Source organism: Microbispora sp. NBC_01389, assembly GCF_045040095.1.
In the GTDB taxonomy this organism is placed as follows: Bacteria; Actinomycetota; Actinomycetes; order Streptosporangiales; family Streptosporangiaceae; genus Microbispora.
Map to the genome: position 1 here is coordinate 3,454,341 of NZ_CP109552.1, position 25,236 is coordinate 3,479,576.

A 25,236-nucleotide genomic window follows, 5' to 3' on the forward strand; every position below is an offset into this window, starting at 1 on the left:
TGTGGTGTATATGGCATTGGTAATTTCCCACATCCCGTTCACATCCAAATGCTTAAGGAGCGAGCCGGCTCATAGGTACTGTCATCGATCGCTAGCATGGGCCGAATGCTCACAACTCGGGACGTACCGCGGCGCACCAGCAAACGCTTGGCGTGGCTCGACGCCCTCCGTGGCCTCGCCGCCCTGACCGTGGTCTTCGAGCACGCACTTACGCCGTTGTTGCCCGAAGCGCGGCTACCGGTGAAAGCGGTGTTCGACCCCGGCTGGTACGGCGTGATGGTGTTCTTCTTGGTCAGCGGATACATCGTGCCGGCGTCCCTGGAACGGCGGGCGAGCTTACGGAAATTCTGGATTTCCCGTTTCTTCCGCCTGGTAACTGGATAGGTCCTTCGGCTGGTGCGTGTGATGTCACGCAACTGCGAGTAGCGCGCCGCCTTGGGTGACGTCGCGGAGGCGGTCCAGGAGTGTGAGTGGCCGGGCGGTTCCGGGCAGCCAGGGGCGCCCCTCGGCGAGTTCGACCAGGGCGTGGAAGAAGTGAACGCCGTGTTTGTGTGCGGTGGCCAGGTAGCTGCGGATCGCGCAGAACTGCTGCGCTCCGGCCAGGGTACGCAGGCAACCGGACACCTTCTGCCTCAGCTTGATCATTCGGATCTCGCGCTCGGCCGCGTTGTTATCGAAGGGCACCCGCTCATCTCGGGTGAACCGCAGGTAGTCGTCGCGGCGGTCAAGCATCCGCCTGGCCAGCGCGTTGTGCTTCTTCATCAGTTTGCTGGAGCGAGCAGCGGTGTCGTTCTTGGCGATCGTGGCGGCGGCGCGCCACAGCCGGGCCTGCCCGGTCAGGGCGGCCTGGTCCAGGTGCTTCAGCCCACCGGCCTCGATCGCGGCTTCGACCAGAGCTTTCATCTCGATCAGAGCGTCGCTCGCCTGCTGGGCCCAGCACCAGTCCCCTTCGGGGGTGGTGTCAACGACCTGCTGCAACTCACGCAACAGATGAGCACTACACAGAGCATGCGTGGCATCGGTGTAGGTGTCGTAGGGGGCCCAGGCGTCGTGCACCGCGACCCCGGTGAAGATGGGCAGGACCCCGGCGGCGTCCATGGCCTCGACACCACGCTTGCGATGCACGGTGATCAGGCTCCACTTCCCCGTGGAAGCCGAGTGCACCCAATGCAGCCGCCCCTGGACCCGGAACCCGGTCTCGTCGAAATGCGCGACCGGCGCGGCGGCGATCTCCCGGACCGCGCGGGCCAAGAACCCGTCCAAGCGGGCGGCGGCGCGCCTGCCCACGTTCAGCACGGTCGCTCCGCAGACCGGAACGCCGAACAGTTCCTCCAGCGCCTTGGCGGTGCGGTCCTTGGACAGGAACTGCCCGATGTACAGGTACAAGATGATCGCGGTGATCCGGGTGCCGTACTGCACCGCCGCCGTCACACCCTCCGGAGCCTGTCCGCGGGTAACGGTCCCGCACGAGCACTGCCGCGCAACCAGTTGATGCTCGGTGACCTCGACCGTGATGGGCGGGATGTCGAACACCTGGCGGCGCTCCATACCCGCCTCGGGCGCGCCGGCCAGGCTGTTGCCGCATCCCCGGCACGCGTGCGGTTCGTGCCGCTCGCGCCGGGTGGGGTTGTCGACCATCTTCAGCGTCTCGCCCGGATGGCCCTTGGCCCGGCCAGGCTTACGCTGCCCGGTCTTACGCAGCGATTTCGGCGCGGGTTTGGCAAGTCCATCCGACGATGGAGGCTTGGAGGAGTTGCCAGAGTTGAGCCCGAGCCGTGCCTCCAGATCAGCGATCCGCGCGTTCGCCTTGGCCAACTCACCGCTGGCCTGCTCCAGCATCTCGCTCAGCCGTACCACCAGCGCCGCGAGCTCGTCGTACGACGGCTTCGGCACGGAGGAGGTCGACACCCGACAGATGATCGAGCATCACGCACTGCTGATCAAATCGGACACCCTTGCGAAGGGCCTAACCAGTTACTCCGCCTGTATCCGCTGTTCGGAATCGCTGCGGCGGCCATGGCTCTGTTAGCGCTGGCGGGCTGGGACGACCCGCACATCTGGTGGAGGTCCCGGCCGGTCCCCCTCGTCCTGGGCCACCTGACGATGCTGCAGGACCTGCTGGGCATGCCCAACCTGCTCAACGTCCTCTGGACGCTGTCCTACGAGATGGCGTTCTATCTGCTGCTGACGGCGATGTTCACGCTCGGCGTCAACCGGAGGAGCATCACCGGCGCACTCGGCTTCACCGCGGCGGCCCTGCTGGGCGCCGGCACCCTCCCGGTCGCCCTGCTGTCGGCGGGCGACTCCGGTCGGATGCTGACGGTCGCCCTGGTGGTGACCACACTGATGACGGCCGGACTGGCCGCTGCCATCAGGGGTTCGGGCGCGGTGCGGCACGCAGGCGCGATTCTCATCGGGCTCACTGTGCTGACACTCCTGGCGGTCAACCAGAGCTATCCCGGGCCGTGGCGGGGCTTGCTGATCCTGGCCACGATGTTCGCCGGCACCGCGCTGTACAGAGCGGAGCAGGGGGAACTCTCCTGGAGGCAAGCAGGCTGGGTGGCTCTGGTCCCGGTCGCCGGGATCTGGCTGGCGCGTGACGACGTCGGCACACAGACGGCCACGGTCGCCGCCTGGCTCACCTTCGCCGCCGGCCTGGCCCTGCGGGATCAGAAGATGCCACGCGTACTCGCATGGCTGGGGCTGGTCAGTTACTCGATCTACCTGCTCCACCCCCTGCTGCTGGAAAGCGTCGAGTGGTTCTGGCCGGAACCGCTGGCCGTACCCCTGCATCTGCGCATCGCGGCTCTGGCCTTCGTGGTGACGCTGCTGCTCGGGCTGAGCGCGCTGACATGGCGTTTCGTCGAAGCCCCCGCACAACGCCTGGCCAAGCGCCTCGTGGACATGGCCATAGCCAGCCCATGAGGCAGGACATCGGATCCTGCGCGAGCCGCACGCCGAGGAGCGCGCCGTACGGCCCTGTACGCCGGAGAGCGTCCGGCCCGGCTGAGGCTTCACCCGGCACCGGACTTCAAGAAAGCAAGCGTCCGCTCCGGGAAGAGTAAAATGAGCGACGTGACCACGGCACGCACGTACGGCGACCCCTGCGCCGCCGCGCGCGCTCTCGACCTGCTCGGCGAGCGCTGGGCGCTGATGATCGTGCGGGATCTGCTCTTCGGCCCCAAGCGCTACAGCGACCTGCAGAGCGGCCTGCCCAACGCCAGTCCCACCGTGCTCTCGCAGCGGCTGCGCGATCTGGAGGACGGCGGGGTCATCCGGCGCCGCAAGCTGGGCCCGCCAGCGCGCGCGTGGGTCTACGAGCTCACCGAGTGGGGCCATGACCTGGAGCCGATCCTCGTCCACCTGGGCCGATGGGGCCGTCGCTCTCCCCGGAAGGAGACGACGACGCCCCTGGGGACCGATTCGCTGATGCTCGCCGTGAAGAGCCATCTCGACCCCGCCCGGCTGGGCGACCTCGACGCCACGTTCCTGGTCGGCGTCGGTGAAGAGGTCTTCACCATCCGCGTGTCCGGCGGCGAACTCGCGATCCGCCGGGGCGAGCCGGACCGGTGGGACGCGGCCCTGCGGACCGATTCCGCCGTCCTCAAGGCCCTGATCATCGATGGGACGCCGCCACCCGGCCAGGCCGGGGCGGAGATCACCGGCGACCGCGCGGCCCTCCAGCGGCTGCTGGACGCCCTTCATCCGGGAGATCAAACGTGAGCGCGTCGAGTGACATTTCATCCCTCCTCGGTTACCTGAACTGGAAGCGGCGGCACGTCCTCGACATGGTGGACGGCCTGGACGAGGCCGATCTCCGGCGGCCGGTTCTGCCGTCCGCCTGGACCCCGGCCGGGCTCGTCCGCCATCTCGCCATCGACGTCGAGCGCTTCTGGTTCCGTGCCGTCTTCGGCGGTGACCCCGACGCGGTGGCCTCGCTCGCCACCCCGGCGGACGCGTGGCAGGTGCCGGGCGACCGGCCCGCCTCGGAGGTGTTCGCCCTCTACCGCGAGGAGACGGCGCGCGCCGACGAGGTGATCGCCTCCAGCGCTCCGGACCAGGCGCCGCGCTGGTGGCCGGACTACCGCGACGACCAGCCGCCGAGCGACCTGCGTGAGGCGATCCTCCACGTCCTCGTCGAGACGGCGACCCACGCCGGCCACCTCGACGCGGTCCGTGAACTGATCGACGGCAAACAGTTCCTCGTCCTGGACTGATCGGTCCGCGTCACGATCTGCCGGTCGAACCCTCAGTATGGAAGCACAGGTGTGGAATCGGAAAATCATCCATACCAATTCACTTTCCCTGATATGGCGCTATGTAGCACTGCTTACTTTTGGCTCCCCTGGTGGCGCGGCGAATGAGAAGCTAGCATCAAGGCCAGGTCAACCCAGGTAAGGAGTTCCTCCATGGCGGCTCCGCTCACCGGAATGAAGAGTGGTATAGCTCTTCTCGAAGATCCCCACTTTCCCGGCGACGACGATGCCGCTCTACGCCTCTTCAACCGGATCGCCGACCGCATCTCCCAGGACTACGCCGTCCCCAGGAGCACGGCGGGAGACGCGCTCGACCAGGCGTTAATCTTCGTCGCGGTAGCCGGGCAGAAGAGGGACCTCATGCTGTCGCCGTCCCCTCTGGTCGACTGGGCATGGGACACGTTCATCCTTTACACCCCCTATTACCACGCTTTCTGTGAGCGCTTCGGCGGCTACGTCCATCACGTGCCGAATGACGCCCCCGAGCTTCTGATCACGTCCAGCCGGAAACTTCACAGCCCGTACGAAACGGCATCGGTTCTCCGCGAGGCCGGATACCACGTCCTGGACGAGCTTTGGCCGCGGGACGCGATGGCCAGGGCCAAGGCCAATTGCACCTCCTGTTACAACGGCGACCACGAGGGCGACCTCGACGATGTGGGCTGACCGGCTCGCGATGCGCGGCTCCCGGCGATGGGCGCCCTCGTACGGCGTGCCGCCGTCCGCAGGCCCGAAAACTTTTACGCTTCACCTGCCATGACAGCGCTGGGTAACCTCCCGGGCACAGATGCGGATGAGGGAAACTGAGGGCCGGCCAGGATCACCCCCGGATCCGAGCAGAGGTGCTTTCGATGAGCGATGACCTTCCCGCGTGGGCTGTACGGCTGCGGGCCGAGCGGCGTAACCGGTTGTGGAGTCAGCGTGAGATGGCCCGCCGTCTGGTGGAGGCCGCCGACGAGGACACCCGGCCGCGGTTGCCGTCCCGGGAGACGATGGTGCGCCGCATCAAGGCGTACGAGGCCGGTCACAACCGCCCCGGCGACCCATACCGCGTCCTGTACGCCCGAGCCTTCGCGCTCACCGAGGCCGACCTGTTCGGCGAGAACCGTGGTTCCCGTGCCGCCGACAAAGGCTGCGGCGTTGGGGGGCCGCGTCAGTGTGTCGCCGCGCGATACGACATCTCCATGGACCCGGCAGACGCCGACGTACACCATCACGGTCCCGTAGCCCCGGAGGTCGTCATGTACTTCCTCGAACAGCTTCCCGGCCACTACAAGGCGGACATGTGGCTCGGCCCCCGCCACCTCATCCCGACCGTCGCGACGCAGGCGGAGCTCATCAGGGAACTCGCACAAGCCGCCGACGCGCCCGTACGCCGCGGCCTCCTGAGCGCCGGCGTCGCGTACGCGGCACTGCTCGGCTGGCTCTACCAGGACGCCGGTGACCTGGGTCGCGCTCGAGCCTGGCGGGCCGTCGCCCTCAGCATGGCGCATCGTTCGCAGGACCCGCAGCTCATCAGCTACGCGCTCACGAACAAGGCGATGCTCGCGGTCGACTTCGAGGACGGGCGCACGGTCGTGGACTACACGGAAGCGGCCCTGGCCGACGAGGCCAAGCTGTGCGCGAAGGTACGCATCCTCGCGCGCTGGTCCACCAGGCGCACGGACACTCGATGCTGCCCGCCAGAGACAGGGATCTCGTCGACCGGTTGTTGGACCGGGCTGCGGTGCTCGTCGACCGGGTCGACGACGAATATCCCTGGGGCAACGCCTGCCGTCGCACTCTCGGATACATCGACGTCCAGCGAGCGACCGCCTACCTGCGGCTGGGTGCCTACCGAGAGGCCGTCGCCCTGTGGGATCGGATCCTCGGCACCGCTCCCGAATCGGCGCGCCGCGACAACGGCGTGTTCTGGGCTCGTCAGGCCGCCGCTCTGGCCGCCGTTCCCGAGCCGGAACGCGTCGTGCAGATCGCGTCAGCCGCCGCGTCTGTCGTCGGTGGGACCGGGTCGGCCCGGTTGCGCAAGGAGATCAAGGCCGTCTCGCGGTACGCGACCGCCTGGGCCGGTACGGGTCCCGGCCGCGAGCTGGCCGATATCGTCGTCCAGCTCGCCTGACCTCGTCCAACTTGTCCAACTTGTCGAACGTGGAGACGCCGGATGCCCCCCGAGCCGTTGTCCGAAGAGGAGATAGCCGCACACCTGGGCGAGCTGCCCGGATGGGAACGCCAGGGCGAGATCATCGTCCGAACGTACACGCACACGTACCACGAGTGCGTTCACCTGGCGATGTACGTCGCCGCCAAGGCCCGGGAGGTCGGCCACCACCCCGACATCCACATCACCTGGCAACGCATCCGCTTCGTGATCACCACACACGACGCCGGTAACCGCCTGACCGCCAAGGACTTCGAACTCGCCCGCCACATCGACACGATCGCCGCTGGCCATGGCGCTGAGCCTGTGTAAGCCCGATCCGCCGCCCGTGACTGAGGAAGACCATCTTTGGGGAACCCACCGCGGCTCTGGTGAGCGCCCCGATCGAGGCGGTTACCAGGGAGTTGAGGGTCACCCCCGGATCTGCAGCAGAGGTGCCTTCGATGAGTGATGACCTTCCCGCGTGGGCCGTACGGCTGCGGGCCGAGCGGCGTAACCGGTTGTGGAGTCAGCGTGAGATGGCCCGCCGTCTGGTGGAGGCGGCCGACGAGGACACCCGGCCGCGGTTGTCCTCCCGGGAGACGATGGTGCGCCGCATCAAGGCGTACGAGGCCGGTCACAACCGCCCCGGCGACCCCTACCGCGTGCTGTACGCCCGAGCCTTCGCGCTCACCGAGAGCGATCTGTTCGGGGAGTCGACCGCCGTGGTCGATGGCTCGCTGTACGGAAGCGATGTGATCGATCTCGTCGCCTGGGTCGAGCAGACCAACGCGGGCGACGGCACCATCAGCATGCTCGCCGAGGAGACACAACGCGTCGGCGGAACTCACGCCCACGTTCCTCCTAAACGCGTGCTGTCTGATGTCATCCGCCTTGAGCGGCACACTCGCGCGCTGCTGTCTGGCGGCAGGCAGAGGCTTCGTCAGACGCGCGAACTGTTCCGCATCGAGGCCGATCTTCTGGCGCACGCCTGCATCCTCCTTGGGGACCTGCACCGAAACGCCGCCGCCATGACTCACGGCACGGCCGCCGTCGTGTGTGCCGAGGAAGCGGGCACGAGCCCGGCCGTCGCGCTCAGCGCCCAGGCGAAGACCGAACGATGGCGGCGTCGCTTCGCCGCGTCGGCGGACCTCGCCCGGCGAGGGTACGAGTGCAGCCCGACGAGCCCGCTGCGAGTGCTGCTCGCGAGTCAGGAGGCCAACGCGGCGGGCCTCCTCGGTGACCGAATGCGGGCACGAGAAGCCCTTCGACGTGCCGAAGAAGCCGCTCACGGTCAGCAGGCTCAAGACTCGGGCGTATCGCCATGGTCGTGCCCCCGCCCACGGCAGGCGTTGTACGCGCTCTCGGTGGCTCTCCAGGCCGGCAATCCTGAGGAGGCTCTTCAGGCCGCTCGAATGGCGGAGTCGGCCTGGGCCTCGGGGGATCCACGCGTACCCGCCACCTGGGCACAGATCAGGTTCGGAGCGGCCAACGCCTACGCGATGCTGGGCGACCTTCACGGCGCCGCCGAGCAGATCGCGCCCGTGATGGGCATGCCGCCGGAGTTCCGCATGTCCACGGTGACGAACTACCTGGTGGAGTTGGACGCGCGGCTGGATGACCGGCGCTTCCTGGGCTCTGGCGTCGCGGCGTCGCTCCGGGAGCAGATTCGCGACTTCACCTCCGCAGCCCTGTCGGCGGTCGGCTCCGGGGAGGACTCTTGAGCCCTCTGCCGAAGTTCATGGCGGACCGCTGGGGGAGACGGGAGATGCTCCCTGCCGGACAGGGCCGGATCTATTGGCACGTCCTGTTCCGCGACCACCCTGAAGTCCGGGCGATAGCGAGCGAGGCCCATCGACGGCTGGCCGGGATAGAGGGGCTCGATCTGGTGCCGCGCGAATGGCTGCACCTGACAACGCTCGTCGTCGGCCTGGCGGACGAGATCACGGACGAGCAGCTGACCACCCTGGTCGCCGAGGCCCGGAAGCTCCTGGCGGACGTGCAGCCCATCACGGTGACGCTCGGCCGCGTGCTTTATCACCCCGAGGCAATCGCCGTAGAAGCACGCCCCGCAGAGGCCCTGGCGCCGATGCTCGACGCCGTACGGGCCGCGACACGCACCGCGACCGGCCGTGATGGTGTCCTGGGCACCGACCCCTGGACACCTCACGTCACCGTCGCCTACAGCAGCGCGGCACAGCCCGCCGAACCCGTCATCGCAGCCCTGGGCCGCCACCTACCTGACTGCAAGGTGACGATCGACCACATCAGCCTGGTCCTCCAGGACGGTCCCGAGTACCTGTGGAACTGGCACCCGTGCGCAGAAGCCCCTCTTGGCACTCCGGCCGACGGGAACGGCTTATAAGGGCAGCTCGGCTGGAGGAGCAGCAGACCGCCAGCCGGAATCAGTGCCGCTGAGGATTCATCGAACCCGGCCGAGGAGCAGTTCCGTCCACAGCGAGCGCATCCGCGCGTGCGGCAGGCGTTCGGTTTCGCGGATCTTCGGCTGGTCGCCGCTCCGGTCCGTACGGCGGATGAACAGCAGCCCGCCGCTGGCGCACAGTTCGTAGGCCAGCGACGAGCAGTCGTCGCAGGTGTGGGCGACGACCCGGACGGAGGCACTGCGCGGGGTCTCGCGCATCCACCGGATCGCGACGTGGCCAGGCTGCTCAGGAGCTACATGCAGCCCCGGACAGGCGTCTTCAAACTGGCTGAGGGCTTCGAGCGCCTTGACGGCGGATGCTCTCAGGGCAGATGGTGCCGCACTCATTGGGGCGGTAGCTCCGAAGCGAGCCGCTCTTGGTCGCGGAGCTGTTCACCGAGTTGGTGCGCGTCGTCCCCGTCGATCGTGTGACTCAGCCCGTGGTTCATCTCCACGTCGGTGAGCTGCCGATTACGCGTCGCCCAGAGGCGATCTGCGGAGCTTCGCCAGATTGTCCAGCCGGGGAACGCGGCCTGCAGTTCCTTCAAAGGTGTCGTCGTACGCATGGCCACAGCGTGACGTTTGGTGGTGGATCGTTTACACTCCGTTCTTGGGACGTGCGGGACGTTTTGCGTTGCCGCTCAGGTGCGTCCTCAACGTCCTCCCGATTCGAGGTCGCGCGTGTCAAACGACTCTCTACGGCAAGCAATGACCGATGCGAGACTTACCGAAAGGGACCTCGCATTGCGATGCGAGGTGGACATCAAGACGGTGTCCCGCTGGCTGGCTGACGAAGCGCGTGTCCCGCATCCGCGTCACCGGTGGGCGGCGGCCGATGCTCTGGGGGTGGATGAGTCGGTGTTATGGCCCGAGGCGATACGGAACACGGTCAAGATCGGACCCGATAGGGAGATCGTTACGGTCTACCCCTACCGTTCCGCCTGTCCCAAAAGCGTATGGCGGGCGCTGATCACTGAAGCGCAGTCGAACATCACCATCGCCGGATACACCAACTACTTTCTCTGGCTTGAGCACCCCAACTTGGCCAAAGCTCTCAAGCGGAAGGCCGAGCAGGGCTGCCAGATCCGATTTCTGATCGGCGATCCCGACAGCGAGGTGACTCACCGCCGTGAGGACGCCGAAGCGGTCCCGCTGACGGTGTCCACCCGCATCCGCATCACCCTCGCCGAGCTGGAGCACCTCAAGGGGGTGTCCGGTATCGAGGCGCGCTTCGGCGACGAGCACATCGCCATGTCGGTGTTCCAGTTCGACGACGAGATGCTCGTCACCCCGCACCTGGCCAAGCTGGTCGGCCACGACTCACCAATGCTGCACCTGAAGCGCTACCAAGACGACGGCCTCTACGACCGCTTCGCGTACCACGTCAAGGAGCTGTGGTCAGTAGGCCGAGGCGTCTGGCTGGACACAGCACCGGCATGACCGACACTGCTCCCTACGAGCGATTGCCGCAGGTCGCAACGCTGAAAGGATCTGAGCTGATCAGCAGCTGAACACGAAGAGTAGGAAGGCAGGGACCTGCGGGAGGCGCTCAATCTACGAGGGGTGCTTGACCGCCCTTCCGAGCAAGACCGCCACGCGCTTGGCGGCGTCCGCCGGATCCTCGTGTTCCCAAACGCGGAGGACACGCCAGCCGGCCTCCTTCAACAACTGATCGGTCTCCGCGTCCCTCTCACGGGTGCGACGAACCTTCTGGGCCCAGAAGCCGGCGTTTGTCACGGCGACCGTGTGGTGGAGAGGACAGCCGTGCCAGAAGCAGCCATCCAGGAAGACGGCAACTTTGGCCTTCGTGAAGACGATGTCGGCGGTCCGGCGGACGGACTTCACTGGACGGATGGCGACGCGGTATCGAAGGCCGAGGGCGTGCACAGCGCGACGAAGGGCCAGCTCCGGCTTGGTGTCGCGCCCCTTGTTCGACCGCATGCTCCTGCGAACGGCCTCGCTCGACGCCCACGACTCGGTCTCCATCCCCACGAGGCAACGTTAGAGCGGCGGGGCGCTTCAGGCATCTCAGCGAGACGGCAAGCGAGAGTGTTGCGAACTGGTGCTCGATTTTTCCTGGACCGCCGTGGAGACTGTTCCTCCAGCACCTCTGGGCTCGCGTGCTCGCTCGCGGGCCTCGGGCATCAACCGCCAGTTGCGGCAACGATCGCCCCTATAGTTACGGGGGGTTTAAATCACGGGGAGGGTGGCGTTGACGACTGAGGCGATCACAGTGATCGACCTGTTCGCAGGCGCAGGGGGCCTTGCCCAAGGGTTCAAGCAGGCAAAGCTTGGCTACCAGACCGTGTTCGCGGTCGAGATAGATCCCGCCGCAGCACGAACCTTCAAGCAGAACTTCGGATGTCCAGTCTACGACGGACCTATCGAGAAGGTCTCCGACGAGGACTACCCCAAGGCAGACGTGATCATCGGAGGTCCTCCCTGCCAGGGGTTCAGCCCGCTCGGGCGTGATCGGGACGATGCCAGCCGAGCCGTGCTCAACGAGCTGTGGCAGCAGTACCTGAGGGCCGTACGGTTAGTACGGCCCAAGGCGTTCGTGATCGAAAACGTACCGGAATTTCAAAAGTCAGCTCAGTTTGCGCGTCTGCTCCAACTCATGGAGACAGACAAGGACCTCAGGGACTACAAGTTCGGATACGGAGTCCTCAACGCCGCTGACTATGGAGTCCCGCAGAACCGGAGGCGGGGAATCTTTGTCGCGGTACGCGACGTCGAGGAGGTCCCCTGGCCTCCAGAACCGACCCATGGTCCGAACTCATCTGGTAACACACCTTATGTGTCTCTAAGCGCCACCATTGCAGATTTGCCTGACTATCCTGAGCGAACCGAAATAACAGTTGACGAGTCCGGCCGGCAGGACCTTCATATCCGTCGGACTCCGACACAGAAGTCTCTAGAGCGATATCGTGCGATCCCTCCCGGTGGAAACCGGTTTGATCTCCGGCGAAATAGACCAGACCTGGAGCCCCGTTGCTGGGCGGAGAAGGCGACAGGAACAACCGACGTCATGGGGCGGCTTTGGTGGGATCGTCCCAGCGTGACGATCCGGACCGAGTTCTACAAGCCGGAAAAAGGGCGCTACCTTCACCCCGTTCACGATCGACCCATCACTCACCGCGAAGCCGCGAGGATCCAGTCTTTCCCCGACGACTTCGTGTTCGTGGGCTCGAAGAGCGAGGTTGCCCGTCAGATCGGCAACGCCGTGCCACCTCTACTTGGCCAGAAGCTTGCCCAATTCATATACGACATGGCTTTTGCTTCTGAATGCCCATAGTTCGGGTGACATCAGGGAGTCTTGTCGGAGTTGTGAATACTTCTAGTCGCCTCGTGATCGCTCAAAGAGCTCGCGAAACATCGCGAAATCCTTGGCATCGCTTTTCTTCGGGAACCTCCTGATGACCATAGCTCCCAGCAACAAGTACACAATCTTCTCGACGGTCTCGGGGATTGCGCATGCCAGGCCGACAACAAGAAGTGCCCATACAGATGGAAGCGGCGCGCCTGATAAGAGGGACGTCAGGGAGTACCCCGCAACTCCAACAGTGGGCTGAACAGCCTTACGTGCTGCGCCGAATCGACGCTTCAAGCTCCCCGGCATGGAATCATCATGGCTCTACACCAACACCCTTCTCTGGATCGGAGACAGATGCTATTTGGACCATTGAAGTAGAGGTTCTTGCAGTACGCCACTTTCGGCTCACGCTCGTCCGGCGGCGCACGCAAGTACCCTGTGCAATGGCTTTTGTGGTTCTGTATCATCCACAGTCATCTCCTGCGAAACCGTGGATGCGTTCAGAATGGCCTATCTCGAAAGTTGACACAAGAGGCAATCACGAAATACGCCCTAGATACACCTTGTGACATATAGCAACCCCCTAAGCGGTTTTTGGGGTCACATGCCCATTTTATGCATCTTTGCCCAATTTGACCCATCGTGAGTGGTGTCCAAATTGCCATGTCTTGACATCCCTTGCGATGGCCATCTAGTCTGCAGGGCAGGTGCTCCTGGGAGCACCAAAATGTTCTGCCCGGATGAGCTGGAAGCCTGAAGGCTGGACCGCCTAACTGGATTGCGTGACACCACGACAACGAGCCATGTTTCCTGGACAAAAGCCACCTGGCTCTGCGTAAGCGTGCCGCGACCTCAGTAATTCCCCCAGGCTGGGGAATCCGCTAGCCGTCTAGGACCTAGAGGTTGAGTGAATCATGGCAGTGTCAGGCGGAAACACTCATGGGCGACAGCGTGTGGAACTCGCACGGCTCGAAAAATCGCTCAAAGACGCTCTCGCCATCGTGCAGGCTGCTCAGGAGGAGTTGAAGCCGCAGGAGTGGTTGGAGACAGCAGCCCGAGTCGGGACTCATCTCGCCGAGTCCAGGGAGGCATTGGCCGATGTGCGTCAAGACCTTCTCGGTGGCGCCCGAACGGCACTCCTCCTCTACTTCCGTAATCACCCTGGAGAGGCTCTCTCACCTCAGCAGCTGGAGGGGGTCGCTGCAATCCGTGCGTGGGCGCGACGCATCAGGGAACTCCGCGAGGTTGGCTGGGACATCGAAACCCTGGGAGCAGGCGCCGGCGCCCCCTATCGCCTCAACGTGTCCCAACTGGACGAAGCTGTCGCTGCAAGCGAGGAAACCATCGAGTCGATCGGCGGCGGAAGCCCTGCAGAGCGACTGATTGAGTATCTCCTTCACATCAGCCCCTGGCCGGCAAGCCCGCAACAGCTCGAACGTGTGGCCAAGACACCCACGTGGCGGCAGGAGGTCCGGGAGCTCATTGACCAGGGGGGATGGCACATTCAGTCGCATGATGACGACCCGGATGTCCCGCCTGGTCACTATCGGCTCGTGAATCTTGAGGCTTAGGTCGAGTCCTGCGCTTTTGTCTGCCCTCGCGGTTGGCGTAGGGTCCTAGGCCAACGAGTGTGCATTCGCAAGGAGAGCGAGTCTCAGTGGTCGATCCAGACGAGGACAAGTTCGCGGCCGGCTCCTCCGACTGGGCCGGCGCGGACAGCCCTGTCTCGCAGGTCGTTCTCCAACAGTCAGAAGCCTGCCTCCGGTCGTACAAGGAAAACTCTGCTCTGATCGAGGAGCACGCGAACATCGAGCGCTCCGTGAAGGAGGGCGGCTACGGGCACCGGCAGCTGTACGAGCTGATTCAGAACGGCGCCGATGAGCTCCGGGAAACGCCCAACGGTCTCATCCACGTTGTCCTGACAGCGGACACGCTTTACTGTGCCAACCGCGGTAGGCCGGTCACGCCATCCGGAGTTGGAACGATCCTGGCCTCGCACCTGTCGCGTAAGAAGGGTGCGGAGATCGGACGCTTCGGCCTCGGCTTTAAATCTGTATTGAGCGTCTCCGATCAGCCCCAGTTCTTCAGCCGTAGCGGGTCCTTCGGTTGGTCCGCCCAGCTGTCTGCGCAACGCATCCGAGAACGTGTTCCTGGGACGGGTCCCACCCCGGTGCTCCGCATCGCTCACCTTCTCGATGCTGAGAAAGAACGTACCGCGGATAAGACGCTTGATGAGCTGATGGCATGGGCCTCAACGGTGATCAAGCTCCCTCTGGCCACGCCTGATTACGCTACTCGTCTTTCCATGGATCTTGCAGAATTCCCTGCAGTCTTTGCGGTCTTCTCCCCGCATGCAGGACGAGTAGTGCTGGAGAACCGACAGGCGTCAACGCTCAGAGAGATCAGCGTGAGCGGCGAGGGCCACCGTCGGTCGCTGAGGGTTCGCGAGAGTGATGGCGAGTACGTATCCGAAGAGTGGACGGTTTTCGAGAGCAGTTTCCAGCCGCCTGACGAAGCCTGGACTGATGCCGGTGAGTATCGTAACCGCGTCGAGGTGCCCATAGCGTGGGCGGTTCCGTCTTCCGGGTCTCGGGAACGACTGGGAGAGTTTTGGGCATTCTTCCCCACGACCTATGCGACCACCCTCCGCGGGGTCTTGAACGCCGCGTGGAAAACCAATGAGGATCGCCAACATCTTCTTGAAGGAAACCGTTTCAATGAAGCTCTGATGAAAGAGGCCGCCCGCCTCGTTGTGGCCTCGCTTCCCGCGCTTTCTACCCCGGAAGACCCGGCACGACCTCTGTCGCTCATGACGGCACGTGGCCGAGAGACGCGGAACTGGGCGGATGCGATGCTTACGAATTGCGTCCAAGAAGAGGCCACACGAAACCCCTCTCTGCCTGATCAACTGGGCAGATTCCAGCGCCCGAGCGCGATCAAGATCCACCCTCGGGGCACAGCGGCAGACGACAGACATTGGAAGATCTGGGTCGAGAGATGGGCCGGCTACCCTGGTCGTCCAACCAACTGGTGCCATCCCACCGTTGAGAGCTCCGCGACCCGCCGAGCCCGCGCCGACTCGTTGATTGAGTCGGCAGGCGCCAGGGTGAGTAGCGTCCAGGAGTGGCTGGAGGCGCTGGTCTCTGACGGAACCGCCGCTGCCTCTGCTGTAGCACTGTCCATCGTGGCGGAGATGGTCGCAGAGGGGCATCCGTACGCGGAACAGGCACGCGAGTCGGCCATTCTCAGGACGGCAAGTGGACGAATGGTTCCACCACAGGGGGACCGTGTGTTCAGGCGCACGTCCATGGACCCGTCCAGTGAAGTCACTGTGTACGTCGACCCCGAGTTGGAGAACGACTCCGCGACATCTCGGTTCCTTGACATTCTTGGCATTCGAGAAGCCGACGCGTTTGGCCGATTTGCTGCTGCCGTCTCCGGAGGCTTTGTCTCCTACCGAAACGCCGACTGGGATCGCTTCTGGCTACTCGCACGGCAAACCGGGGCGGAGCGGGCGGTGGAACACCTGACGAGCCAAGGCGTGAGCACACAACTCAAGGTCCGTAACCGCTATGGAACGTACAAGCGGCTGAGCCAGGTCCTTCTTCCCGGCGCCGTCATCCCTTCCGGAAGTCCCGACGACGGCGACTTCGTGGTTGATGAGGACTTCCATCACGATGACATGAGGATGCTCCGCCTCCTCGGCATGTCCGACAGCCCGAGCGCCGGCGTGGATCCCTCCTCTGCCTCGTGGTATGACGACTACCGGTCGAACATGATTGAGCGGTACTACAAGGCTTTGCCGCCAGATGTCCGTAGGCCTCAGGCAGCTAAGATCGTAGTCGCAGGTCCCCATCCCGCCGGCCATCTGGGTCTGTTGTACGGCCTTACGCCCGGTGCGCGTGCTCGTTACATCCAGCAGCTCCCTTCCGAAGGATTGGTGACGACCTGGACCGTCTACGCGCTGACTCGCTCGAATGAAGCTCCACTATCCATACCATCACCATTGATCTGGACTATTGAACAGAACGGCAGGCTAGCCACCTCAATGGGTATCCGCCGTGTTGTCGACTCTGTGGGCCCAGGCCTAGAGGAGTACGCTCGCGTCCTACCGGTCGCCGATGTGGACCCAGGTCTAGCCCGTGCTCTCGGACTGCCGAACACCTTGGAGGCCATCAAGGGGGTTCTGTGGTTCTCCCTTCTGAAGGACGCACTTTCGAGTGAGAATCACATAGAGCTGGGCAGCCTCTACGCGGTTGCGGCGACGCAATTGAGCGCGCCTCCCAAAATTCGCTGCCAGCAGGACTCTCAGTGGGTGTCCTCTCCTCCAGGAGACGTGGTCGCCACTGCGGATCCTGTGCAGTACCGGCGTCTGCAGGCCGGTGGTATGGCCGCGATCCTGGTCCCGCAGTCAGACGATGTCGCAGTGCTTGTGGACGCGTGGGGGATGAAGACCTTTGATGAGGTCTACATCACCGAGTTGCGCGCGACCCGACCAGGCGAGCCAACTCCCCTTGAAGACGTGTTTCCTCAGCTCAAATTCGAGCCTGGACGCCCGCTGCGAGGTCTCGCCCTCGTGCGGTGCGACGAGTTGGATCAACTCGTCCGTACCCCGTCCGGCCAGTCCTCGGAACCGGTGGACATCGGCCGGCGTGAAGACACCATCTACTGGCATGACCGCGGGGACGATCTCGCCCTACTGAGGGAGTTGAACCACCTACTCAGACTCGGGCTGTCGGAGGAGCGTTGCCGAGAGGTGCTTCGGCACCGCAAGGACGTCCAGCGGGACCAGCAGATTGTCAAGGTCCGGCAAATGTCGGACCTACGGGACAAGCTGGTGGCCATGCTCGGTGGTGACGTGCTCCGTGAACGACTGCCGTATGGCCTGATCGATGCTGTCGAGTCCGAGGAAGGGCCGATTGACGATCGAGGAATTGCCGAACTCGCGATGGCCGTTCATGGCCCCGGTGTGTTGCGTGAGTTCCGGCAGGAGTTGGAGGAAAAGGGCTTCCCGGTGCCAGTCCAGATGGCTGGCAGCCATCAGGCCAAGGCGTTTGTCTCCGACCTTGGCTTTCCTGCGGAGTACGCCGGGTTCCGGCAGCCAGGGCTTGAGCCCTTGCTGACTGTCCAGGGTCCGGTGGACTTCCCACCCCTCCACGAGTACCAAGAGCTCATGGTCGGACGAATCCTGGAGGTGCTACAGAGTCGGCCGGCACAACGAGGAATGGTCAGCCTCCCCACAGGGGCGGGTAAGACACGGGTCGCCGTCGAGGCTCTCATCCGACGGCTGCGGACACTTCCCCCTGAGGCGATCTCGGTTCCAGTTCTCTGGGTGGCTCAGACGGAGGAGTTGTGTGAGCAGGCCGTGCAGAACTGGCAGTCCATCTGGCGCCATACCGGTCCGTCACAGCAGCTGACCATCAGCAGGCTATGGAGCACGAACGAGGCTGACCCCGTTGTGGAGGGCTATCACCTCGTTGTCGCAACCGACGCCAAGCTAGAAAAGATCATCGAGACCGATGAATACGCATGGTTACGAGGGACCCAGGCTGTGATCGTCGATGAGGCTCACACGTCAATCAGCCCTCGCTACACGCAGGTGCTGGCTGCTCTGGGGCTGACTCCGCACCGATCCCGCTGCCCACTCATCGGTTTGAGCGCGACCCCCTTCCGTGGAGCGAACACGGTAGAAACCGAACGTTTGGTTGCTCGGTACGGAAGGAACCGGCTCGATCACAATCGGGACGGTACTGAGATCCTGGGCCCTCAGCCGTACCGGACGCTACAGGAGCTCGGCGTGCTGGCTCACGTCAGGCATGAGGAGCTACCAGGCGCGACGCTCGACCTCACTGCTCGCGAGCGTGACACGCTGCAACAGCTGCGCCGCCTCCCTCCAACGGCGGAGGAGCGGCTGGGCCTCGACAGTGCCCGCAACAGGATTTTGATCGACAAGATTCTTGCCCTGCCGGATGACTGGCAGATCCTGCTCTTTGCCACTTCGGTCAACCATGCCCAGGCCATGGCGGCCCTTCTCAACCGCAGGGGGGTCACTGCCGCCGCGGTGTCAGGCGACACCGATCTTGGCCAGCGGCGATACGTCATTGATCAGTTCAAGAATCGGGGGATTCGAGTCCTCACCAACTACAACGTCCTCTCCCAAGGCTTCGACGCGCCTGCGACACGAGCGGTGATTGTGGCCCGCCCCACCTACAGCCCCAATGTGTATCAGCAGATGATCGGACGAGGGCTGCGTGGGCCTCTGAACGGGGGCAAGGATGAGTGCCTGATCGTCAACGTCGCTGACAACATCGCGCAGTATGGCGAGGAGTTGGCGTTCCGCCAGTTCGAATACCTGTGGAAGACCCAATGATCGATTCTGCGCACTGGACGGAGGCCCAGCAGCGGCTGATCGAAGAGCCGGCTGATGCTCGTCTCCTGGTGACGGCTCCTGCAGGTAGCGGAAAAACCTTTTCACTCATCCATCGTCTTACGTATCTCATTGACGAGGAGGGTCTGGAACCATCAGAACTTCTTGTCCTGAGCTTCTCCCGAGCAGCGGTCCGTGAGATAAGGAAGAGGCTGGTTGCGCTCGACAGTGCTGCCGCCCAAGTTGAGGTCCGAACATTCGACTCCTATGCGACCTGGCTCTTGTCGGAGCTCGTGCCGGACGGCCCTTGGCAACGCCTGAGCTTCGATCAGCGCATCCGCGAGGCGACTCGGTTGATCAAGGAGGATCCGGAGGCAGCAGAGCAGATAGGTGAAGTCAGGCACCTGGTAGTGGACGAAGTCCAGGATCTGGTCGGTGTTCGAGCACAGCTCGTCCAGGCGCTTCTCGAGACCGATCTTGACGGCTTCACCTTGTTGGGTGATCCAGCCCAAGGCATATACGGCTTCCAACTCGACGATCCACAGGAGCGCTTGGCCGGGGCGGCTCGGCTGTATCAGTATGTGCGCAGTAGCTTTGGAACCGAGCTTGAGGAGATCTCTCTCCGCGGCAACTTCCGTGCCCGCGAGCCAGAGGCCGAGGTAGCGCTCTCGTTCGGCGACGCGCTGGGTGCGGTTGACGTCCCCTTCGCAACCATCCAACGAGGGCTGCGGACCGCGCTTCTGGAAGGCGATTCGCTCGGTACGCTGGACCAGGCCGCACAGGTGCTGTCGCGAGTGGTAGCGCCGACCGCGGTGCTTTGCCGGTCAAACGACCAGGTTCTCCTGGTCTCACGGCGGCTTCACGAGCTTGGCGTGGCCCATCGGCTCCAACGCTCTGCCCAGGAGCAGCTAATCCCGTCGTGGGTCGCCGCGATCTTCCGCGAACTCGACTCCAAGCAGCCGGCCAAGGACGATGTTCTGGCGGTGGTCGGCAAGGCCGGCATGGACGCGGAAGAAGCCTGGCAGATCCTACGTCGTATGGATCCGAATCGCCGTGGGGAGAAGCTCGACCTCACGACAGTCCGTAAGCAGTTGCTTGGCGGGGAGTTTCCTCAGCAGCCTCCAGAACGACTCGTCGTCTCGACTATCCATCGGGTCAAAGGCCTTGAGTTCGATCAGGTCGTGCTCGTTGATCCAGGTGACGCGCCGGACGACGACCCTATCGAGCAGGCCGAGCGTGCACGTCTGATGTATGTGGCGATGACCCGTCCCAGGGACCTGCTGATGCATGTAAAACCGGTCGGCAAACTCTCAGCTGGTTATCTCAAACGGCAAAATGACGGCCGGTGGGCGGAACTGGGCTTCAAGCCAGGGCGATATCTGGGGATAGAAATACGTCCAGAGGACGTGAATGCGGAGGAACCCGCAGGTACGGTTGGCTATGTTGAAGACCCCCGAGAGATCCAGAACTATCTGGCCACCAGGGTGCGAAGTGGTGATCTGGTCAGGTTCGTTGCGGCTCCTGAACACGCCTCTGAAGAGGCTCTCCGATACATCGTGGAGCATGAGGGCCAACGCATTGGCGTGACCACCGCTTCTTTCGCCAGAGCGCTCCAGACGCTCGTTCCCGGCCGGGGCCGCCGACTGCCTCCATCCATCGAGGACCTTCGGGTGGACGATGTGGAGACTGTCATCGGGCGGGAGGCCGCTGCCCTCAACGCGGGCCTTGGTTGGTCAGGTGTATGGCTTCGGCCACGAATCGGAGGATTAGGGCGTTTCGCCTGGACTGGGGGGCAAGCGTGAGCTTTGACAAGCACTATGCGTTTCGGCAGGAACTGGTTTCCAGGTTAGAACGAGACCTGATCGGACCTAGCGGTTCCTCAAGCGAGACGATCAGTGACCCACCGATCACCAAGTACGCGGCCGGCATCCTCTTCCCTCAGTCCCAGGACGTGGTGGCCGACGTCAACGCCCTGGACGAGGAGCCAGAGAACAAGCATCCGGGCGAGGCGCCCGACCCGGCCATCACTATGGCCAACATTCGGTATCCCTCCTCGATGGGAATGACCTTTTCTGTTGACATCAGGGCAGCGGACAGCATCCTCGTCGAGGTGGAAGCTGCACGTTATGTGCCTGAGACGACTCTCGAAGAACGTCGTGGACGCACCGGTCCTGCCGCCGAGGGTTCCTGGCGGCGTGAGCCCCTTTCGATCGCGCCTCGGAGGATCAGAGTCTCGGCCGCGTCTCAAGACCAGATACCACTTGCTGACAATCTGGAACTGTTCGTCCGTGTGAGGCCTGCGGATTCCAACATGGTTTCAGCCGTCACATTGGCGCTGTTGAACAAGAATCGATCGGTGGCGAAAACCGCTGACCGAGATGCGATGGCCTTCTTTCAACCTCGAATCACAGTCAGGGGGGCCGACGGTTCTGCTCCCTTCGTAGAACGCCCGTCGCTCGGACTGGCGACCGATGCGGACGAGGAACTCAACTCTTACCGACTCCTGTACAGGCATGCGCCGACATTCGCTACGGGCCACGGTTGCGCTGTGGAATGGCAACCTTCGGAAGTTGCCATCAATGATATGACTTCGGTTACTTCGACCGGCTGGATACGCACGACCTTCGTTCCAGAACACGATCTTCGACTTGCCGACTCCAACCCAACCATCGACGTTCGCCGACTTGGAATGCATCATCTGGCGACGTCTTCTGATGCCGAGGTTGTTTCCGCCCTAAAGGCGCTCACGGCTGGCTATCGGGAGTGGATTAGATTAAGGGCCGCTCAGGCTGAAAGCATCGCTACCGAGAGCCTCCGTAAGACCGCTAGGGAGCACTTGGACAGGTGTAACGCAGCTTGCGATCGCATGGAGGCGGGGATTGAACTTCTCGCAGACACAGCAGACTCGATCCCTATGGAAGCATTTCGTCTTACCAATCAGGCTATGGCCATGCAGCGATCTCGGACGGAGTGGCTGAGGTCATCTGTACGGAAGAGTACGTCTCCTGACGATAAAGAAGGCGTATGGCGGCCTTTTCAGATTGCCTTCATTCTCCTGTCGCTGCGTGGTCTGGCTGAACGGGAGTCCGCCGATCGTGACATCGCCGACGTGCTGTGGTTTCCCACAGGTGGTGGCAAGACGGAGGCTTACCTGGGCCTGATCGCTTTCTCGACGTTCCTGAGACGACTGCGTGATCCGAGAGACGGTGGTGGCGTTACCGTTCTCATGCGCTATACGCTCCGCCTGCTCACGGTTCAGCAGTTCGAACGTGCGGCTCTCCTCATGTGTTGCATGGAGTGGCTCCGTCGCAAGCAAGCCGGCCGTCTGGGGCGGAGTGAAATATCCATCGGCATGTGGGTGGGTCGTGGGTCCACTCCAAATACTCTGGACGAAGCTAAACGGTCGCTGCGGAAGCTGGCGAAGAACGAAGTGGTGCAGGAGGAGAACCCTGTCCAACTTCGATCCTGTAGCTGGTGTGGGACTGCTCTCGATCACTACAACTACAAGGTTTCGGACGACCGTCTGGTAATTGCCTGTGGTACGCCGGGTTGTGACTTTGCCGACGGCCTTCCGATCCATGTAGTAGACGAGGTCATCTACGCGGCGCGGCCCACACTGATCATCGCGACAGCGGACAAGTTTGCCGGGCTGCCCTGGAAACCGGAGATTGGGCACCTCTTCAACCACTTCAGTGCCGAGCCTCCTCCTGAACTGATCATCCAAGACGAGCTGCACCTCATTTCCGGTCCCTTGGGCACTCTGGCAGGCCTCTACGAGACGGCAGTCGACCTCATCGGTCGTCGCCCGAAGGTGGTGGCGTCAACGGCCACCATCCGCCGTGCGGTGCACCAGGGACGCGCGCTGTTCGACCGACAGGTTGAGCAGTTTCCACCGCCTGGACTCGACGCTCGTGACTCCTACTTCTCGGTCGAGACGGCGCCGTCCCGTAAGGCGAGCAGGCTGTACGTGGGCCTCATGGCGCCGGCAACCAGCCAAGCCAGTTTGATGGTACGGGCCTATGCCGCGCTTCTTCACCATGCCCAGGCGATAGAAGGAGACGGCGCGGTTCGAGATGCGTATTGGACGCTCCTCGGGTACTTCAACAGCCTGCGGGTCCTCGGTGGCGCCAAGCTTCAGGTTCAGGACGACGTCAATGACCGCCTTGATCTATTGAGTGAGGGGTCACCTCAGAGGCGACGTGACATCGGCCGTGACATCGAGCTGACCAGTCGGGAGCCGTCAAGCGCTATACCAGGCCATCTCCAGGACATGGCCACGCCCCTGCCTGATGCTCTCGGTGTGATCCTCGCCACGAACATGATCTCCGTGGGAGTCGACGTCGATCGGCTCGGGTTGATGGTCATGATGGGTCAGCCTCAGTCCACTTCCGAGTACATTCAGGCCACCAGCCGTGTCGGACGAAAATGGCCAGGCCTGGTGGTCACCCTGTTCAACGCAGCAAGATCCAGGGACCGCTCGCACTACGAGAACTTCACCGCCTACCACTCAGCCCTGTATCGCCAGGTTGAAGCAACAAGCGTGACGCCGTTCTCCGCCCGCGCCCGCGACCGTGGTCTGCACGCCGTCGTCGTCGGCCTGGCGCGCCTACTGATTCCCATGGCGCGCCCCAAGGAAGGGGCCGCGCTCATCGCCGAGTTCGAGCAAGACCTGCGGAAGTACTGCGATCAGATCTTGGCCCGAGTCGAGAGGATTGCCGGACAGGCTGAGCGTGACATGACCGCCAACCAAATCGACGAGATCATTGTCCAGTGGCGAGAGGCGGCAGAGGCAGACCCGGAGCTCAAGTACGGCACCTACCGGCAACCCGGGCTCCTCGTGGATGCCGGCCGGTGGGACGAGTCAGATGATCAACTTGCTTATTCCTTCGAGACTCTCTGGAGTCTGCGGGATGTGGACGTGGAGTCCACCCTCTACCTGGACAGGGGAGCACGGTGAAGGGGAAGCCCATTGGGGGAGTACGCCGCGCCCAACTCATCACTACCTATGGGGTCGGCTCCCTGATCGCGGTCGGCAGCGAGTCATTCATGGTCGCCGGACTCGACCTCTGGTCCGAGGTCGGCCCCTACGATCAGATCATCCATGAACGACGGCTTGAGAGGGAACTTGGAGTTAAGAGGTTCCGCCTCCCTCCGGCGTCCGACAGTGAAAGATACGGTGATATCCCGGTCGTCCGGTTCCCAGAGATGCTGTCCTGTTCGAGCTGTAACCGGCTCGCCCAGGCTCGGTTCTTCGGCGCTACACGCAGTCCGGCAAAGTGTCAGAAATGCAATCGCGAGCTAGTGCCATCCAGGTTCGTCGTATGCTGCGCCGCCGGTCACATCGATGACTTCCCCTACTATCGCTGGCTGCATAAGGGTGGTGGTTCGTCCGGTAGCGATGGTTCCAAGCATGAGCTGAAACTGAAAGCGTCGGGACGCAGCGCATCGCTCGGGGATATCGAGATTTCATGCGCCTGTGGCGTACGCCCAGTTACGATGGAAGGTGCCCTTAGCAAGGGTGCTTTGAGTGGGATCAGTTCATGCACAGGTAGGCGCCCATGGCTTGGTGACCTTCCGCGGGAAGAATGCCAGGAGCTGCCGCGAGCAATGCAGCGAGGTGCGTCAGGGGTCTGGTTCTCCGACGTCCGATCCGCTCTTTCCATTCCGCCGTGGTCAGAAGGCGTTCAGAAGCTTGTCGCACGTCATTGGAATTCGCTTAGGAAGGCTGCTGACCTTCGCGATCGCATCGAAGAGCTCGAACTGGCGAACCGTATGTACAGCGTTGAGCAGATCATTCAGGCCGTAGAGAGGCGTCGCCAGGACGAGGCAGGTCACACGGATACCTCCGAGGAGGCGTTGAAGTTAGAGGAGTATCAGGCGCTCAACAGGACCACTGAGGAGAAGCCCGAGAAGCAGGACTTTGTCTGTGTACCATGGCACGATGAGTCGCTCGGTGCGGAGTTGGCCGTCGATCAGGTCATGCGGGTCAAGCGGCTGCGGGAGGTCCGGGTGCTCCGAGGATTCAGTCGCTTGGCTGCGCCCAGCTCCGCGAATCCGCGTCAACGGGCGTCGCTCTACTCAGCGGAGAGCCGTCCCGACTGGTTGCCGGCGATCGAGGTCATCGGTGAAGGAGTCTTCCTACGCCTAGATGGTGCTCGACTCGCAGAATGGGAAAAGCGTCCCGATGTTCTCGCACGTGTCGCACCGATGGACGCAGCGTACCAAGAGCGCTTCATTCGCTTTGGTCTACCGTCCGATCGCGAGATAACGCCTCGCCTGGTTATGATCCACACCCTTGCTCATTCGATCATCAACGAGTGGAGTCTCGACTCTGGCTACCCGGCCGCCTCCTTGCGTGAACGTCTATATGTATCGGATGAGATGTCGGGATTCCTTGTCTACACGGCCACTAGCGACTCGGCCGGTAGTCTCGGTGGAATTGTGGCGCAAGTGGAATCGGGTAGGCTTGCAGCCTCCATCCATAATGCACTCGACAGGATTTCGTGGTGCTCGTCGGATCCCCTGTGCATCGAGTCGGACAGTAGCGGCACCGATAATTTGAATCGTGCCGCCTGTCATTCGTGCGTACTGCTTCCCGAGACCAGTTGTGAGGAGTTCAACGTCCTTCTTGATCGTGCCCTTTTGGTCGGGACGCAAGGCAATCCCACTCTGGGATTCTTCGCCGGAGCATAGAGAGAGGTAGGCCAAGTACTCCAAGTGGGGCGGCGATCCGGTTGACGCTTT

General features: G+C 63.3%; 20 protein-coding genes. 16 read left to right on the plus strand and 4 right to left on the minus strand.

Features of this window, described 5'->3' with window-relative positions; all coding sequences use genetic code 11:
• The first annotated feature begins 105 nt into the window (after window positions 1-105).
• Window positions 106-384: an acyltransferase family protein gene (locus OG344_RS15710; protein ID WP_405088849.1), complete on the plus strand. Its 279-nt coding sequence runs from the start codon at window positions 106-108 to the stop codon at window positions 382-384.
• Between the two features lie 24 nt (window positions 385-408).
• Here OG344_RS15710 and tnpC read toward each other — a convergent pair whose 3' ends face one another.
• Window positions 409-1,908 carry an IS66 family transposase gene (gene tnpC, locus OG344_RS15715; RefSeq protein ID WP_405088850.1) on the minus strand — a complete coding sequence of 500 codons (1,500 nt, stop codon included), beginning with the start codon at window positions 1,906-1,908 and terminating at the stop codon, window positions 409-411.
• Window positions 1,909-2,016: 108 nt separating this feature from the next.
• Between tnpC and OG344_RS15720 the strand changes: the two genes are divergently transcribed.
• The 8 genes from OG344_RS15720 (at window position 2,017) to OG344_RS15755 (ending at window position 8,755) form a co-directional block, all read left to right on the plus strand.
• On the plus strand, window positions 2,017-2,925 hold the full coding sequence (locus OG344_RS15720) for an acyltransferase family protein (RefSeq protein ID WP_405088851.1): 909 nt from the start codon (window positions 2,017-2,019) through the stop codon (window positions 2,923-2,925).
• 150 nt (window positions 2,926-3,075) lie between these two features.
• Entirely contained in the window at window positions 3,076-3,723 is a 648-nt protein-coding gene (locus OG344_RS15725) for a winged helix-turn-helix transcriptional regulator (RefSeq protein ID WP_405088852.1), read from the plus strand.
• Window positions 3,720-4,217 (plus strand): DinB family protein, encoded by a 498-nt coding sequence (locus OG344_RS15730; RefSeq protein ID WP_405088853.1) that lies wholly within the window; start codon window positions 3,720-3,722, stop codon window positions 4,215-4,217. Before OG344_RS15725 ends, OG344_RS15730 begins: the two co-directional genes overlap by 4 nt.
• Before the next feature lie 192 nt (window positions 4,218-4,409).
• Window positions 4,410-4,922, plus strand: a complete 513-nt coding sequence (locus OG344_RS15735) for a hypothetical protein (protein ID WP_405088854.1) — start codon at window positions 4,410-4,412, stop codon at window positions 4,920-4,922.
• A 952-nt stretch (window positions 4,923-5,874) separates the two neighbouring features.
• Entirely contained in the window at window positions 5,875-6,372 is a 498-nt protein-coding gene (locus OG344_RS15740) for a hypothetical protein (protein ID WP_405088855.1), read from the plus strand.
• Between the two features lie 42 nt (window positions 6,373-6,414).
• The gene (locus OG344_RS15745) at window positions 6,415-6,723 is read left to right on the plus strand and encodes a 4a-hydroxytetrahydrobiopterin dehydratase (RefSeq protein ID WP_405088856.1); all 309 of its coding nucleotides are present in this window, start codon (window positions 6,415-6,417) and stop codon (window positions 6,721-6,723) included.
• Window positions 6,724-6,854: 131 nt separating this feature from the next.
• Complete coding sequence (locus tag OG344_RS15750) at window positions 6,855-8,114, plus strand: hypothetical protein (protein WP_405088857.1); 1,260 nt, start codon at window positions 6,855-6,857, stop codon at window positions 8,112-8,114.
• Window positions 8,111-8,755: a 2'-5' RNA ligase family protein gene (locus OG344_RS15755; protein ID WP_405088858.1), complete on the plus strand. Its 645-nt coding sequence runs from the start codon at window positions 8,111-8,113 to the stop codon at window positions 8,753-8,755. Before OG344_RS15750 ends, OG344_RS15755 begins: the two co-directional genes overlap by 4 nt.
• 57 nt (window positions 8,756-8,812) lie before the next feature.
• Here OG344_RS15755 and OG344_RS15760 read toward each other — a convergent pair whose 3' ends face one another.
• The gene (locus tag OG344_RS15760; protein WP_327044024.1) at window positions 8,813-9,031 is read right to left on the minus strand and encodes a hypothetical protein; all 219 of its coding nucleotides are present in this window, start codon (window positions 9,029-9,031) and stop codon (window positions 8,813-8,815) included.
• A 125-nt stretch (window positions 9,032-9,156) separates the two neighbouring features.
• Window positions 9,157-9,378: a hypothetical protein gene (locus tag OG344_RS15765; RefSeq protein ID WP_327044025.1), complete on the minus strand. Its 222-nt coding sequence runs from the start codon at window positions 9,376-9,378 to the stop codon at window positions 9,157-9,159.
• Window positions 9,379-9,568: 190 nt separating this feature from the next.
• Here OG344_RS15765 and OG344_RS15770 point away from each other — a divergent pair, with 190 nt between their 5' ends.
• Window positions 9,569-10,252 carry a hypothetical protein gene (locus tag OG344_RS15770; RefSeq protein WP_405088859.1) on the plus strand — a complete coding sequence of 228 codons (684 nt, stop codon included), beginning with the start codon at window positions 9,569-9,571 and terminating at the stop codon, window positions 10,250-10,252.
• 114 nt (window positions 10,253-10,366) lie between these two features.
• On the opposite strand, the gene OG344_RS15775 is transcribed toward OG344_RS15770, so the two are convergent.
• On the minus strand, window positions 10,367-10,753 hold the full coding sequence (locus OG344_RS15775) for a very short patch repair endonuclease (protein ID WP_405089102.1): 387 nt from the start codon (window positions 10,751-10,753) through the stop codon (window positions 10,367-10,369).
• Window positions 10,754-11,024: 271 nt separating this feature from the next.
• On the opposite strand from OG344_RS15775, the gene OG344_RS15780 reads away from it, so the two are divergent.
• From OG344_RS15780 to drmB, 6 genes are all read left to right on the plus strand, one after another.
• Complete coding sequence (locus tag OG344_RS15780) at window positions 11,025-12,107, plus strand: DNA cytosine methyltransferase (protein ID WP_405088860.1); 1,083 nt, start codon at window positions 11,025-11,027, stop codon at window positions 12,105-12,107.
• A gap of 971 nt (window positions 12,108-13,078) precedes the next feature.
• Complete coding sequence (locus tag OG344_RS15785; RefSeq protein ID WP_327044030.1) at window positions 13,079-13,696, plus strand: hypothetical protein; 618 nt, start codon at window positions 13,079-13,081, stop codon at window positions 13,694-13,696.
• A gap of 86 nt (window positions 13,697-13,782) precedes the next feature.
• A complete protein-coding gene (locus tag OG344_RS15790) occupies window positions 13,783-18,495 on the plus strand; it encodes a DEAD/DEAH box helicase (RefSeq protein ID WP_405088861.1) in 4,713 nt (1,570 codons plus the stop codon).
• Window positions 18,492-20,294, plus strand: coding sequence for a UvrD-helicase domain-containing protein (locus OG344_RS15795; RefSeq protein ID WP_405088862.1), 1,803 nt, complete (start codon window positions 18,492-18,494; stop codon window positions 20,292-20,294). Before OG344_RS15790 ends, OG344_RS15795 begins: the two co-directional genes overlap by 4 nt.
• Complete coding sequence (locus tag OG344_RS15800) at window positions 20,291-23,449, plus strand: helicase-related protein (protein ID WP_405088863.1); 3,159 nt, start codon at window positions 20,291-20,293, stop codon at window positions 23,447-23,449. The genes OG344_RS15795 and OG344_RS15800 overlap by 4 nt, the downstream gene beginning before the upstream one ends.
• Window positions 23,446-25,185, plus strand: coding sequence for a DrmB family protein (drmB, locus tag OG344_RS15805; protein WP_405088864.1), 1,740 nt, complete (start codon window positions 23,446-23,448; stop codon window positions 25,183-25,185). Before OG344_RS15800 ends, drmB begins: the two co-directional genes overlap by 4 nt.
• Window positions 25,186-25,236: the final 51 nt, after the last annotated feature.